The 13,581-nt window shown below is 71.5% G+C and carries 14 protein-coding genes; 7 read left to right on the top strand and 7 right to left on the bottom strand.

Features of this window, described 5'->3' with window-relative positions; genetic code table 11:
* Position 1: 1 nt before the first annotated feature.
* Entirely contained in the window at positions 2-121 is a 120-nt protein-coding gene (locus OHA11_RS27120) for a DUF397 domain-containing protein (protein ID WP_266507482.1), read from the bottom strand.
* A complete protein-coding gene (locus OHA11_RS27115; RefSeq protein ID WP_266500693.1) occupies positions 78-1,022 on the bottom strand; it encodes a helix-turn-helix transcriptional regulator in 945 nt (314 codons plus the stop codon). Before OHA11_RS27115 ends, OHA11_RS27120 begins: the two co-directional genes overlap by 44 nt.
* A gap of 117 nt (positions 1,023-1,139) precedes the next feature.
* Between OHA11_RS27115 and OHA11_RS48405 the strand changes: the two genes are divergently transcribed.
* The 4 genes from OHA11_RS48405 to OHA11_RS27095 all read left to right on the top strand — a co-directional run bounded on the left by OHA11_RS48405 (position 1,140) and on the right by OHA11_RS27095 (position 4,203).
* Positions 1,140-1,364: a hypothetical protein gene (locus OHA11_RS48405; RefSeq protein WP_323186673.1), complete on the top strand. Its 225-nt coding sequence runs from the start codon at positions 1,140-1,142 to the stop codon at positions 1,362-1,364.
* 234 nt (positions 1,365-1,598) lie between these two features.
* Positions 1,599-2,060, top strand: coding sequence for a nuclear transport factor 2 family protein (locus OHA11_RS27105; protein WP_266500691.1), 462 nt, complete (start codon positions 1,599-1,601; stop codon positions 2,058-2,060).
* Between the two features lie 29 nt (positions 2,061-2,089).
* Positions 2,090-3,082 carry an aldo/keto reductase gene (locus OHA11_RS27100; protein ID WP_266500690.1) on the top strand — a complete coding sequence of 331 codons (993 nt, stop codon included), beginning with the start codon at positions 2,090-2,092 and terminating at the stop codon, positions 3,080-3,082.
* A 311-nt stretch (positions 3,083-3,393) separates the two neighbouring features.
* Complete coding sequence (locus OHA11_RS27095) at positions 3,394-4,203, top strand: VOC family protein (protein ID WP_266500688.1); 810 nt, start codon at positions 3,394-3,396, stop codon at positions 4,201-4,203.
* A gap of 13 nt (positions 4,204-4,216) precedes the next feature.
* Here OHA11_RS27095 and OHA11_RS27090 read toward each other — a convergent pair whose 3' ends face one another.
* Complete coding sequence (locus OHA11_RS27090; RefSeq protein WP_266500687.1) at positions 4,217-5,497, bottom strand: PucR family transcriptional regulator; 1,281 nt, start codon at positions 5,495-5,497, stop codon at positions 4,217-4,219.
* A 186-nt stretch (positions 5,498-5,683) separates the two neighbouring features.
* On the opposite strand from OHA11_RS27090, the gene OHA11_RS27085 reads away from it, so the two are divergent.
* The 3 genes from OHA11_RS27085 to OHA11_RS27075 all read left to right on the top strand — a co-directional run bounded on the left by OHA11_RS27085 (position 5,684) and on the right by OHA11_RS27075 (position 8,571).
* Positions 5,684-6,142, top strand: a complete 459-nt coding sequence (locus OHA11_RS27085) for a nucleoside deaminase (RefSeq protein ID WP_266500686.1) — start codon at positions 5,684-5,686, stop codon at positions 6,140-6,142.
* Between the two features lie 61 nt (positions 6,143-6,203).
* Entirely contained in the window at positions 6,204-7,154 is a 951-nt protein-coding gene (locus OHA11_RS27080; RefSeq protein WP_266507480.1) for an isopenicillin N synthase family oxygenase, read from the top strand.
* A gap of 232 nt (positions 7,155-7,386) precedes the next feature.
* The gene (locus tag OHA11_RS27075; protein WP_266500685.1) at positions 7,387-8,571 is read left to right on the top strand and encodes a hypothetical protein; all 1,185 of its coding nucleotides are present in this window, start codon (positions 7,387-7,389) and stop codon (positions 8,569-8,571) included.
* A 126-nt stretch (positions 8,572-8,697) separates the two neighbouring features.
* Here the strand turns inward: OHA11_RS27075 and OHA11_RS27070 are convergent, their stop codons facing one another.
* From OHA11_RS27070 to OHA11_RS27055, 4 genes are all read right to left on the bottom strand, one after another.
* Complete coding sequence (locus OHA11_RS27070; protein ID WP_266500683.1) at positions 8,698-9,633, bottom strand: hypothetical protein; 936 nt, start codon at positions 9,631-9,633, stop codon at positions 8,698-8,700.
* The gene (locus OHA11_RS27065; RefSeq protein ID WP_266507479.1) at positions 9,630-10,217 is read right to left on the bottom strand and encodes an RNA polymerase sigma factor; all 588 of its coding nucleotides are present in this window, start codon (positions 10,215-10,217) and stop codon (positions 9,630-9,632) included. Before OHA11_RS27065 ends, OHA11_RS27070 begins: the two co-directional genes overlap by 4 nt.
* A gap of 232 nt (positions 10,218-10,449) precedes the next feature.
* A complete protein-coding gene (ccsB, locus tag OHA11_RS27060; RefSeq protein ID WP_266500681.1) occupies positions 10,450-11,595 on the bottom strand; it encodes a c-type cytochrome biogenesis protein CcsB in 1,146 nt (381 codons plus the stop codon).
* On the bottom strand, positions 11,592-13,580 hold the full coding sequence (locus OHA11_RS27055; RefSeq protein WP_266500679.1) for a cytochrome c biogenesis protein ResB: 1,989 nt from the start codon (positions 13,578-13,580) through the stop codon (positions 11,592-11,594). The genes ccsB and OHA11_RS27055 overlap by 4 nt, the downstream gene beginning before the upstream one ends.
* Between the last annotated feature and the right edge of the window lies 1 nt (position 13,581).

Here is a 13,581-nt window from a genome sequence, read left to right as displayed (position 1 = left end):
GTCAGCGCACGGCCGCCACGAACACCGCCCAGGCGCTCCGCGCGATGAGCAGGGCGGGCCCGTCGGGGTTCTTGCTGTCACGGACGGGGACGATGCCGGGGATGCCGGGGGCGAATTCGATGCAGTCGCCGCCGTTGTTGTCGCTGTAGCTGCTCTTGATCCAGGTCGCCGCGCTTAGCTCGTGCCTGTCCATGATGTTCGTACCCCTCCATCACGTCGCTGATCAGAGCGGCGGATTCGCGGGCTGACGGGATGTCCGCCCTGAGCACATCATAGGTCTGGCTGTAGCGCGCGAAGACGGCCGGATCGTCGTTGAAATGCCCACGGTCCAGCGACTCTGAGTACACCCACTCGTGCCCGTCGGGCAGCTTGATCAACGACATCGAGCCCCTGGGGCGGACGAGCCCGAAGAGGCCCGCCGGGGCCACCTGGATACGGATGTTGGAGCGCTGTCCGACACTCAGCAGATGCGCGCACTGCTCGCGCATGACCTCCGGACTCCCCACCGCGTTGCGCAGACAGCTCTCGTCCAGGACGGCGACATACAGCGGACCGCCGTCGGCCAGGAAGCGCGGCTGGCGGCTCAGCCGCGCCCGGACACGCTCCTCCACCTCATCACCGCTCGCGACCTGGGAGAACAGCGCGTGCGCGTAGTTCGGCGCCTGCAACAGGCCCGGGACGACCCGCTCTTGATACGCCCGCAGCGCCACCGCTTGCGCATCCATCTCGGCCCTGCGCTCGAACCAGTCCGGATGCTGCACCTCCGGATACCAGTCGATCCGGCTCCACAACCGCATCAACACCCCACCCGTACCCAGCAGTTCGTCACACGCCTTCGCGAACGTGTCCTGTGGGACGCGCGTGCCCGCCTCCACGCGGGCCACGTGCGAGCGGTCGCACGGGATCTGGCGGGCCAGGCCCTCCTGTGTGAGGTCGGCGGCCTCGCGGAAGTGTTTCAGGACCTCGCCGAACACGGCGGCGGTCGTGGCCGCCGAACCTCCCTCGGCGTTGCGTCGACTCACGGCGTCCGTTCCTCTCCGTGACAGTGCGCCAGTGGCACGCGTCATGCGTTGAAACGGGCTGTGCCGCTCCGCAACGCTGGATGCACCCAGAGTAGTCATCCAACGTACGGAGCGTCAGTGGAAGCAGAAACAGCGCCGGAACGCGGAGCCCTCGTCTACGACCCGGTGACGCAACGCGTCGGCGAGTACCGGGACACGACGGGCCCGTACGCGATGCTGCGCCCGGTGGGCGGCGGCCGGGAATGGCAAGCCGACCCCGGGCGGATCCGCCCGGCAACCGCCGACGAACGGTTGGCGGCGGCCTTGAAGGCCACCAACAAGCGTTCGGGGAGGGGGCTGTGACGGTACGTCAGGAGGGCGGGGAGGTTCAGGAAGCTCAAGAGGCTCAGGGAGAAGACCTGAGCCGACCGCCCGTACCCGTCCCCGGTTGCCCGGCGTGTACCGAGCTCGCGATACTCCGTGACGACGCCCGTGCCCGGTGCAACCGCAGCGCGGAGACCGACTCCGACGTGTTGCTGAGGCGGCATCTGCGCGCGGAGCACTACCGAGAGGCCCGACCGAACGGAGACCACCGCCATGCCGGACCCAGCAGCCCCGCCCTCTCCCGGCCCTCGTGAGGTCCTGGCCCGCTATCAGCGGGCGATGCTCGACGGATCCGCGGACGACCTGGCCGACCTCTACGCGGTCGACGCCGTCCACGAGTTCCCGTTCCTCTTCCCCGGCATGCCCGAGCGGTATCAGGGGCGCGAGGAGGTGCGCGCGGGCTACCGGGCTGCCTGGGGCGCCAGTCCGGCGCGGCCACGGGAGATCCGTGACGTCGTCGTGCACGACAGCACCGACCCCGAGGTGATCACCGTCGAACAGGTCGTCACCGGGACCGTGACCACGACCGGCCGGTCCTTCCGCTTCCCCGGCCTCCTGGTGATCCGGGTCCACGACGGCCTGATCACGCACGTCCGCGACTACATGGACGGACTCGGCGTGGCCCACGCCATGGGCCGCCTGCCCGCGGTGGCCGCCGCCCTCGCCGACGGGTAGGTGTGTCGCGTCCCGGGGAGAGGTTGGTGATGAGAGCCGACGACCTCGTACCGCTGGGCCGCACGGGACTTCGGGTCAGCCGTCTCGGGCTGGGGCTCGCTTCCGTGGGCGGTCTGTTCGAGCCCGTGTCGGAGGAGCGGGCGGCGGCCACCCTCGACACCGCCTGGGAGCTGGGCGTACGGCTCTACGACACGGCTCCCGTGTACGGGTACGGGCGCTCGGAGACCCGTACGGGCGCGGCCCTCGCGGCGCGGCCCCGTGACGCGTACGTGCTGTGCACCAAGGTGGGGCGGCTCATCGAACCGGGCGGGCCGGACACCCAGCCGATCTGGGCGGACCCGCCGGCCGGGGTCGGGCCGCGGCTCGACTACTCGTACGGCGGAGTGCTGCGGTCGGTCGAGGAGAGCCTGGAGCGGCTGGGGCTCGACCGCGTCGACGTGCTCCATGTGCACGATCCCGACGAGGACTTCGGGGGCGCGGTGGGCGAGGCGTACCGTGCGCTGGCCGATTTTCGGGCCAGGGGTGTCATCGGCGCGGTCTCGCTCGGCGTCAACCACGCGCCCGTGGCGGCCCGTTTCTTGAGGGAGGCGGCGGCGCCCGGGCCCGACTGCGTGCTGCTGGCCGGGCGTTACAACCTGCTCGACCAGTCGGGGCTCGACGAGTTGCTCCCGCTGTGCGCCGAGCGGGGCGTGGCCGTCATGGCCGCGGGTGTCTACCAGTCGGGGCTGCTGGCCGACCCCCGGCCGGGCGCTCCGCACGGATACCGGTCGGTGCCGGCCGAACTGGCCGCGCGTATCGAGGCGTTACGGCGCGTGTGCGCGGACTTCGGTGTCCCGCCCCTCGCGGCGGCCGTGCGGTTTCCGCTCGGCCACCCCGCCGTCGCGAGCGTGGTCGTGGGCGCCCGCTCGCCCGAGGAGGTGGCGGGGAGCGTGGCCTTCCTCAACCACCCTGTTCCGGGCGGCTTCTGGGCGGCGGTGAAGGCGGCGGGACTGCTGCCCGAGGCGGCGCCGACCCCCGCGTAGGGAGGGGGCTTTCCGCGCGGTGGGCACCGTCGGGGTAACTGGAAGATTTGGGACACTCGCGGCCTCCGTAAGGCCTGGTGGCAGCCGTCAGAACTGTCCCGAACCTTCCAAACGTCGCCCTGGGCAGGGGGTACGGACCAGCGGCCCCCGAGCTCCCCGGAGGGGCCAAGGATTCGAAGGACCCAGGCCTGGTCGTATAGGACACGATCTGGCCTGGAGGGCTCCTATCGTCGGGCTCACGTCTCCGGAGTCCGACGACGGACGACGGACGACGGACGACCGACGACCGACGACCGACCAAGGAGCCCGCGATGAGTCTCGTCACCACCATTCAGCCGGACGGTACGCCCACGTGGATCGACCTCCGGGTGCCCGACCCCGAACGCGCGCGGGAGTTCTACGGCGCGCTCTTCGGCTGGGAGTACGCGCCCGACTCCGCCGACACCGACACCGGCACCGGACTCGGCACGGTGTGCCTGCTGCGCGGGCGGCCCGTCGCGGCCATCACGCAGAACCCGGCCTCCCCGGCCTCCCCGACCGCCACGGCCGCCACGGGCGACCCCGGCTGGACCATGTACTTCGCGACGGCGGACTGCGACGGCACCGCCAAACGCGTCGTCGACGCGGGCGGATCCCTGCTCACGGCTCCGACGGACATCGGGGAGCACGGCCGTACGGCCATCGCGCAGGACCCGGTCGGCGCCCGCTTCGGCCTCTGGGAGGCGCGGGCCCACCTCGGCTGCGAGGTCGTGAACGAGCCCGACTCCCTCGTACGGAACGACCTGGTCACCCCGGACCCCGAACCCGCCCGGGCCTTCTACACGGCCGTGTTCGACTACACCCTGGACCTCAACAAGACCCTCCCGGACCTCGACTTCACCTTCCTGCGCCGCCCGGACGGCCATGAGATCGGCGGCATCTTCGGTTTCCCGGCTGCCTCCAGGTCCGTCTGGGCGACCACGTTCGAGGTCGCCGACACGGACGCCGTCGTCGGCCGTGCCATCGCGGCGGGCGGCACCGCCGACACCCCCGAGGACACCCCTTACGGCCGGATGGCCACCATCACGGACCCCTTCGGAGTGGAGTTCTCGGTCATCACCAGGGCGGCCGACAAGGTCTAGACGGCGGCCCGTCTCAGGCCACCGTCCGCAGGTCGCCCGTTCCGGCCGCCCCCATCCCCCGTACCACCCGGTGCGCGCACGTCGCCGCCAGCAGCTCGCCCAGCAGGTCGGGGTCGTCGATCTCCAGGCCGAGCAGGGACTCGATGCGTTCGAGGCGCTGGTAGAGGGACTGGCGGCCGATGTGGAGGAGGGCTGCCGTGCGGGTCGGCGAGCAGCCGTGGCGCAGGTGGGTCTCCAAGGTGCGGACCAGGTCGGCGGGGTGGGCGGCCTCCCAGGAGATGAGCGGGCCGAGGGTGTGCCGGACCAGGTGGGAGAGCCGGTCGCGGTTCGCGTCGACGCCGCCGCGGGTCAGCTCGCGTTCCAGGGCGAGGGCCCGGGACGACGTCACGAGCGGGCCCTCGGCGGGGCAGGGAGAGGCCGGCGGGACCGTGAGGGCCAGCTCCAGCGTCGTACGGGCCGCGCGGAGCGTGTCGCTCCAGCGGAGCCAGCCCGCGCTCGCCGGGACGGTGTGTCCGACGGCCACCGTCAGGGACGGTTCGGCGGCGGACCGGAACGCGTCCTGAAGCGCCCGTACGGGATCCCGTACGCAGGCTGCCGCGGCGACGCCCGTGTCCGGGAGGGCCAGCAGGGCCAGTACGTCTCCGGGGAAGCCCGCCCGCAGCGCGCCCGTCCCGACCACCGCCCGTGCCGCCCGGTCGACCGCCGCCGTCGCGAGGTGCTGCGGGCCGTGGACCGAGACGCCGACCAGGCGCGCGTCGCGCCCCGGACGGAAGCCCGCCAGCGCGGCCCGGGCCTCCACCTCGGGCTGGTTGAGTGCCTGGCCGTCGGCGAGGTCGGCAAGCAGCGCGGCGGTGTGGTCGGCGCCCCAGGGGCGTACCGCGCGGCCGGACAGGCCCCGGGCGACGATCGCGCGGTTCGCCGCCTCCGTGATCCGTACGAAGGGGACCACCCGGCGCAGGGCGACCAGCGGGAGGCCGAGACGGCGGGCCTCGTCCGTGACCTCCTCCGGCATACGCGGCAGCGAACGGCCCACCTCGACTGCTAGGGCGGCGGCGCCGCGGGCGGCGAGTTCGCGGACGTACCGGCGGCGGTCAGCGGCGTCCGCTTCCGCGAGGCCGAAGCCGTTCGTGAGGAGGAGTTCGCCGCCGTCGAGGAAGTTCGCGCCCTCGTAGACCTCGCTGGAGTGGACCCAGCGGACCGGGCTGTCGAGGGCGTCCTCGCCCGCGAGCAGCGTGGGCGCGGCGGAACGGACGGAGTCGAGGGCCAGGATCTCGCGGAGGGTGAGGGCGGGCATACGGGCCTCCCGGCGGGTCGGATCGACCGTCGGACCGACAGTTCGTCCGGCTGTGGGCTGCCGGAAGAGTACTTTCCGCACGTTGCCCCGGTGTTTCAGCCGAAGGAGAGTGGAGGCATGGATCAGGCAAGGGCAAGGACAGGGGCAGGGGCAAGGACAGGGGCAGGGGCAGGGGCAGGGGGAGAGGTGCAGGCACAGGTGCAGGCGCAGGCACGCGCATGGCTGGCCACCGCCGTCGCGGAGGCGCGCGCGGGGCTGGCCGAGGGCGGTATCCCCATCGGGGCCGCGTTGTACGGAGCGGACGGCGCCCTGCTGGGGCGCGGACACAACAGGCGGGTCCAGGACGGCGACCCGTCGATGCACGCGGAGACGGCCGCCTTCCGGAACGCGGGACGGCAGCGTACGTACAAGGGCACGACGATGGTGACCACCCTCTCCCCCTGCTGGTACTGCAGCGGTCTCGTCCGGCAGTTCGGGATCTCCCGGGTCGTCGTCGGGGAGGCCGAGACCTTCCACGGCGGGCACGACTGGCTAGCCGAGCACGGCATCGAGATCATCCTGCTGGACGACCCCGAGTGCATCGCCCTGATGCGTGACTTCATCAAGGACCAACCCGAGTTGTGGAATGAGGACATCGGTGAGTGACGCCGCCACCCCCAGCAGCCCCAGCAGCACCCGTGACTCCAGCGGCACCGGCAACCCCCGTATTCCCACCGTCGATCTGCGGCCCTGGGTCTCCGGCGACCCGGCGGCCCGCGAGGAGATCGCGCGTACGGTCGACTCGGCGCTCCAGACCGCCGGCTTCCTCCTGGTGACCGGCCACGGCGTCGACCCCGCCCTCCGCGCGGACATCCGCGAGGCCGCCCGCGCCTTCTTCCGGCTGCCCGCCGAGGTGAAGCAGCCGTACGCCGTCCAGGTCGGCGGCCGGGGCTGGCTCGGCCCGGGCGCCGAGGCCAACGGCTACTCGGAGGGCACGGAGACCCCGCCCGATCTCAAGGAGTCCCTGTCCTTCGCGACGCACGAGCCCTTCGACGACCCGGAGACCAACGCGGAGTGGTACGCGCCCAACGTCTGGCCCGCGGAAACCCCCGAACTCCGGGCGCTGTGCGAGGAATACCTGGCCCGGATGGCCGAGCTGGAGAACCATCTCCTGGACCTGCTCGGCGCGTCCCTCGGCCTCGAAGCCGACTTCTTCACCCGCCACATGAGCCACCCGACCTACGGCTTCAACATCAACTGGTACCCGGGTACGGAGGTTGTCGGCGAGCCCGAGGAAGGCCAGTTCCGTATCGGCCCGCACACCGACTTCGGCACGGTCACCATCCTCGACCGCCAGGCGGGCAAGGGCGGCCTGCAGGTCTACACGGACGAGGGCGGCTGGGAGGACGCCCCCTTCGACCCGGACGCCTTCACCATCAACATCGGTGATCTGATGGCCCGTTGGACGGGAGACAGGTGGCGCTCCGGCCGCCACCGCGTGCTGCCGCCGCCCGCCGACTCCCCCGCCGAGGAGCTGATGTCCCTCGTCTACTTCGGCGAGTGCACCCCGGGCACCATCGTCGAGTCCGTCCCGGCGCCGGTGGGACGGGTGGCCCACGAGCCGGTGGACTCGCACGTGTATCTGCGGGCGCAGTTGGACTCGATCACGGTGCACTGACCGGCATTCGCTGTTGACGGTTCGCTGTTGACGGGTCGCGGTTCACGGGACGCTGTTCGCCGTGTACTGGTCGCACGACCGGTTCTGCGGTCACTCTCCGCCCACGGCACCGACACTTTCGCAACCTGCCGGGCATCCTGCGACCGACTCCGAATCAACTCCCCCTCTCCGCTCCGCTGTTGATACACCTCACGACAGCACGGGGATCCGGACAGCCCCGGGGGGAGAAGCGGTGCACAGTAGTGGGCTGCACGGCCGCGGGGCGTTGTTCGACACGGACCCACCCGGCCTCGCCGCACGGCTGGTCGGCCTGCGCCCGTTCCAGCACGGGCCGACTCCGTTGGAGTACGCGAAGGAGTCGCCGTTCGTGGTGTTCGCGGGCGGGCCCGGGCTCGGCAAGAGCGCGCTGCTCGGCGAACTCCGGGCCGCCTACGAGGGGATCACCCCGGTCGCGCTGATCGACTGCGAAGCCTTGTCGTCCGGGTCCGGTGAGGCCCCGTCACCCGGGTCCGGTGCGGCCTGGTCGCCCGTGTCGCAGGCCGTGCTGACCATCGCCGAGCAGCTCGCCGAGCCGGTGGCCGGCGCCGGGCGGATCGCCTTTCCGCGGCTCACGGCGGGGCTGCTGGCCGTGGCGGCGGGCGGCTGGGGCGACCGTGACCTGCCGCGCATCCGCCAGGAGGCCGAACGGATCCTGCTGCTGAACGACACCGGCTCCCGGGTCGCCGGATTCGCGGGCCGCTGGGTCGGCCGGGTGTCGGCCCGACTGGTCGACGCGCTGTCCGGAACGGGGACGGGGACGGGGACGGGAAGGGGAATGGGAATGGCCAACGCGCCGTCCCGTACGGGTCCCGTCGACGCGCCGCCCCGTACGGAACCGGTCGTCGAGCCGATCATCGAGGCGACGTTGGAGGCCTTCTCGGAGGGTGTCACGCCCACCCACCGGCGGCTGCGGAAGGCGGCCACCTGGTACCGCGACTGCCCGAGCGCGGGCGGCAGTCCGAAGCTCGGACTCATCCTGCTCTCCGGGCACTTCAGGGCGGGCGGCGACTCCCGTACCCACGCCGAGCGGTATCTCGTACGGGCCCTGCTCGCCGATCTCGACGACGCCTACACCGGTGCCGTACAGCGGGGCCACCGGCCCGGGCGTCCGGTCGTCCTCGTCGACAACGTCCAGGCCGCGGCCGGTGTCGGGCTGGTCGGTCCGGTGCTGCGGGACCGGGCCGACGGCATCGCCGACCGGGTGGCGTTCTTCGCCGGGCTGCGCGGCGACGGCCACCCGTCGCTGCGCAACGCCGTACGCCGGGCCCTGCCCGAGGTGGCCCGTGCCACGGGTTGGGAGCCCGGCGGCACGGTGTCGTCCCGGGCGCTGCTCGTGCGGCTGCCGCCGTCTGCGTCGCCGCCGCCGGGCGGACCGTAGGGCGAGGCAAGTGGGTTGTGAGTCCCAGCGACACGCCGAGTTCACGGTGTGTCGCTGGGACTCACAACCCACTTGCCGGGGATCTGGCGGGACTCGCCGACAGCGTCTCCTACGGCTGCTGGGGCCCTACGGCCGCTCGCCCTTCTTCTCGACGACAGCCCGTTCCAGGATGGCGACCGAGCCCACGAGGTCGCCCGCCGCGAGGGATTGGCACCGGTTCTCCGGGGCGGAGAGGTTCACCGTGCTCTCGCCCATGTAGGCGAGGGTCTTCTCGTCGAAGATCAGCTCGGAGCGGGGCTCGCCCCCCTGCCCGAAGCTGATGGCGGCGACTCCGTCCATGACGACGGCCACCCCGGTGCGGTTCGCCGCGTCCCGGGCGCCTTCGACAACGATCAGCCCGGGGATCTTCGAGACGGCACGGTAGAGCGCGGCGGCAGTCTTCGGCGGCAGGAGGCTGCCGGTGAGCAGGCCACTGGCCTTCACGAAGGCGGCCTCGTCGGCGGACCGCTTGCCGGAGGGCTTCTCACCGCGGTCGAGCCCGTAGAGCCAGCGGTACATCCCCTCCGTGTCGTTGGGGAGTCCCAGGACCGCATACTGACCGTCGACGGACTCCCAGCGCTCCTGTACGCCGTAGGGGTGGGCCTCCAAGGTCCTGGGGCAGTCCCCGACCGTCTTGGCGGGGTCCGACTTCCAGTGGTAGTCGTCGGTCTTCGTGTAGACGAACTTGTCGCCCTCGGCCCCGGACGGCAACTTCGCGGCGGCCACGGCGACCCGCTCCAGCAGATGCGCCGCGCTCTCCGAACTCCTGCGCTCCGGGCGGTCCGACACCGCGGAGTGCGGCCTGGACGGCCCGTCCGAGGCCGCGTCCCGGGTCACGCTGACCCCGATGACGACGGCGACCGAAAGGGCCGCGGCCGTCACGGGGGCCACGAGGGCCGGGCGGCGCCAGACCGGCGACCGTACGGGCAGCGGGGGCTGGTTGCTCGCGATCTCACGCATCAAGTGCTCCTTCAGGGCGCGGTGACGGCCCGGCGGGAGGTCCTTCTCGGGAATCGTGCTCACTGGTTCCCCTCCTGGATGGGCCCGGCCACGGTCGGGTGGCTGTCTCTCATCTGTCCGCGCCCGGCGGCGAGTTCCGCCGCGAGCTTCGTGCGCGCCCGGGAGAGCCGGGAGCGCACCGTGCCGACCGGGACGCCGAGCGCCTCGGCGGCGGCCGCGTAGTCGAGACCGCCCCAGACGCACAGCGCGAGCACCTCGCGATCGGCGCGGCGCAGCCGTTCGACGGCGACGCGTACGGACCGCAGGTACTCCTCGTCGTCGATGCGGGCGGCGACCTCGTCGGCGAAGTCGCGCTCCGCCTGGGCGGGCGGCAGCCGTGCCACCGCGGCCGCGTGACGCCGGGCGGCCCGGCGCGTGTTGCGGACCACGTTCGTGGCGATGCCGAGCAGCCACGGCCGCGGCGAACCGCCCTCCGCGTCCAGCCGCTCCCGCAGCCGCCAGGCCTCCAGGAACGTCAGCGACACGATGTCGTCGGCCCCCGACCAGTCCCCCGTCAGCCGGAAGACGTGGTTGTAGACGGAGCGCGCGTACGCGTCGAAGAGCCCGCCGAACGCCTCCGTGTCCCCGGCCCGAATGCGGCCACGCAGATCCCTCAACTCCCGCTGCCGCGGGCAGTCCCCCTGATTCGTCTCCACGTCCCCCACCTGTCCGCACGACGAAGGCCGGTTCCCGTGACGTGCGTCACATGGAACCGGCCTCGGGTCGTACGAGGGTGTCAGACGGAGGTGTCGTACGGGAGTGCCGGACGGAGGCGAGAAACGCCCGCGTCAGACACCCGCGTCAGACACCCGCGTCAGACACCCGCGTCAGACACCGGCGTCAGACACCCGCGTAGGAGTGCTTGCCGGAGACGAAGATGTTCACGCCGTAGTAGTTGAACAGCCAGCAGGCGAAGGCGATGAGGGCGATGTACGCGGCCTTGCGGCCCTTCCAGCCGGCCGTGGCCCTGGCGTGCAGGTAGCAGGCGTACGCGACCCAGGTGATGAAGGACCATGTCTCCTTGGGGTCCCAGCCCCAGTAGCGGCCCCACGCGTCGCCCGCCCAGATGGCGCCCGCGATGATCGTGAACGTCCACAGCGGGAAGACGGCGGCGTTCACGCGGTACGAGAACTTGTCCAAGGACGCCGAGGCGGGCAGCCGCTCCATGACGGACGTGGCGAAACGGCCGGGCTTGCCGCCGGTCGTCAGCTTGTTCTCGTACGAGTCCTTGAAGAGGTACAGGATCGTGCCGACCGCGCCCACGTAGAAGACGGCACCGCAGAAGATCGCGGTGGAGACGTGGATGTAGAGCCAGTACGAGTGGAGGGCGGGAACCAACTGGTCGCTGGCGGTGTACAAGACAGTGACGGCGAGACCGAGATCGAGGAGGACCGTGGTCACCAGGAAGAGGCCCATCCAGCGGACGTTCTTCTTCATCGCGAGCAGCGAGAGGTACACACCGACGGCGACGGTGGAGAAGGTGATGTTGAACTCGTACATGTTGCCCCACGGCGCCCGCTGCACCGACAGAGCCCGTGCGAGCACACCGCCGAACGCGATGAGGAAGGCGAGCACGGTCAGGGACACGGCGATACGGCCGTAGAGGTCCCCCTGCTCGTCCCCGCCGTGCGCACCGGGTCCGTCCGGCACGTCCCGGGCGCCGGGCGCGGCCCGCGTGACGACCTTGGGCCGCTCCAGTACGGCGGTTCCCCCGACGCAAGCGTCGGCTCCACTGGAGCTTCGCGCCCCCTTTTGCTTCACGGTGACCGCGGGAGCCGCCGCCTTCTTGCTCTTGGCGTCCTTGTCGGCGGTCAGCGCGGCGGCCGTCCGGCCTACCTTGCTGCGGCTGCCGAAGAGCCATTCGGCGATGTACGCGAAGAAGGCCAGCGTGTAGACGGCCATCGCGGAGTAGATCAGCGTGTTGCTGACGTTCGCGAGGTTTTCGTTGGTCGCGGCGGCGAGCTCGGTTGCGGCGGCGAGAGTCATTCGGTCTCAGCCCCTTCGGCGGCAGGTACGGCAGGGGGTTCGGCGGGGAGTTCGGCAGGGGGTTCGGGGGTGGTGGTCTTTGCTTCCGTGTCCGGGTCGGCGTCCGGGGTGTCGGGCGTGCCCGGGGCCAGGTCGTACAGGATCCCGGCCAAGTCGCCCAGTTCCTCCGGGACCTTGGCGGACTCGCTGCGGCCGAGGCCTGCCATTTCGACGACCGTGACGCCGTCGGGGCCGGTGGTGGCGCGGACCCAGACCCGGCGGCGCTGGATGAAGAGGGAGGCGGCCAGGCCGAAGATCGCGGTGAGGGCTCCGGCGAGGGCCCAGCCGGAGCCGGGCTGCTGGGTGACCTGGAAGCCCGCCCACTCCTTGACGCCCTTCTCGAAGGTGATCGAGCCGGCGCCGTTCGGGAGCTGCATGGTCTCGCCGGGCTTCAGGTTCTCCCTGAGCTGCTTGCCCTTGGAGTCCTTGAACCCCTTCATGTTCTTCTTGTCGAGCTGGTACACGCTCTGCGGGAGACCCGAGTCGACACCGAGGTCGCCGTGGAACGCCTCCAGGTTCAGCACCGGGTTCAACAGCGCCGGGAACTGCGAGACCACCGCGGTGTTCGCCCCGCCGTACGACGGCAGGAAGAAGGCCTGGAAGCCGAGCTGGTCCCGCTTCCCGTCGGCGTCGCGGTAACCGTCCATGACCTTGATCGCGCCGGTGGAGGTGACATTGGAGTCGAGTGGCAGCAGGGGCACGGCCTGGCTGTAGACGATGTCGCCCTTGCCGTCCCGCACGGTGACGACGGGCGCGTACCCGTGGCTGACCAGATAGACCTTCGAACCGTCGATCTCCAGCGGCTCGTTGACCTCGATGGTCCGCTGCTTCTCCTTGCCGTCGGCACCCTCGCTGTAGGTGACGGCGGCCTCGTAGATGCGCGGGGTGCCCCGGTTGGGCCCCGACGGCTCGTACGTACCCCGGAACTTGTTCAGGACGAAGCTGAACGGCTCCAGGTCGTCCGTGCTGAAGAGGTTCCCGGACTTGAAGTCGTCGTACTGCAGAAGGGTGTTGGCAAAGCCGTCGCCCTCGACGATCAGCTTGTTGCCCTCGGACTTGAAGAGCTGGCCCCAGGCGAAGGCGATCAGCATCACGATCAGCGCGATGTGGAAGGCGAGGTTGCCGATCTCCCGGAAGTAGCCCTTCTCGGCGGCGACGGCGTCCCCGGCGAGGTGCGCGCGGAAGCGCCGCCGCTTCAGCAGCTTGAGGGCCTCCTCGCGGACCGCCTCCGGCTCGGCCCCGGTGCGCCACGTCGTGTACGCGGGCAGGCGGGTCAGCCGTCGCGGCGCACCCGGCGGCCTGCCGCGCAGCTGGCCCACGAACTGCCAGGTGCGGGGCACGATGCAGCCGATGAGCGAGACGAAGAGAAGGATGTAGATCGCGGAGAACCACGCCGAGCTGTAGACGTGGAAGAGGCCGAGTTTCTCGTAGAGCGGCCCCAGGGTCTCGTGCCGGTCCATGAAGTCGGCGACCTTGGTCGCGTCCTGGCCGGACTGCGGGATCAGGGACCCGGGGATCGCGCCGAGCGACAGCAGGAAGAGCAGGATCAGCGCGACCCGCATCGAGGTCAGCTGCCGCCAGAACCAGCGGGCCCAGCCGACGGTCTCGCGGCCGGTCCACGCGAGCCAGCCCGCGGCCCCGGGGGCGCGGGCACCGCCGAAGGAGCCGGGTACCACCGTGTCGCGGGGCGCGGTGGACAACTGCGCCCCGGCCGCGCCGAGCTCGCCGGCGTCCCGCGCCTCCGTGTCCCGTACCGCGGCGGCGTCGCTCCCCTCACCGGCCCGCACACCCGTGTCCCGTCCACCGGCCTGCACGTCTGTATCCCGGTCGCCGTCGCGCACGTCTGTGTCCCGGTCGCCGTCGCGCACGTCTGTATCCCGGTCGCCGTCGCGCACGTCTGTATCCCGGTCGCCGGTCCGCGAGTCCGTGTCCCGTGTCGTGCTCATC

The organism is Streptomyces sp. NBC_00878 (assembly GCF_026341515.1).
GTDB lineage: Bacteria > Actinomycetota > Actinomycetes > Streptomycetales > Streptomycetaceae > Streptomyces.
The sequence above is the reverse complement of the archived record's forward strand: the minus strand, read 5'-3'. Positions and strand labels throughout refer to the sequence as shown.

Excerpts from the sequence above, each read along its gene's own strand:
- OHA11_RS27055 (WP_266500679.1), bottom strand. The coding sequence starts at position 13,580 with ATGAGCACGACACGGGACACGGACTCGCGGACCGGCGACCGGGATACA.
- OHA11_RS27100 (WP_266500690.1), top strand. The coding sequence starts at position 2,090 with ATGAGAGCCGACGACCTCGTACCGCTGGGCCGCACGGGACTTCGGGTC.
- OHA11_RS27095 (WP_266500688.1), top strand. The coding sequence starts at position 3,394 with ATGAGTCTCGTCACCACCATTCAGCCGGACGGTACGCCCACGTGGATC.
- OHA11_RS27090 (WP_266500687.1), bottom strand. The coding sequence starts at position 5,497 with ATGCCCGCCCTCACCCTCCGCGAGATCCTGGCCCTCGACTCCGTCCGT.
- ccsB (WP_266500681.1), bottom strand. The coding sequence starts at position 11,595 with ATGACTCTCGCCGCCGCAACCGAGCTCGCCGCCGCGACCAACGAAAAC.
- OHA11_RS27105 (WP_266500691.1), top strand. The coding sequence starts at position 1,599 with ATGCCGGACCCAGCAGCCCCGCCCTCTCCCGGCCCTCGTGAGGTCCTG.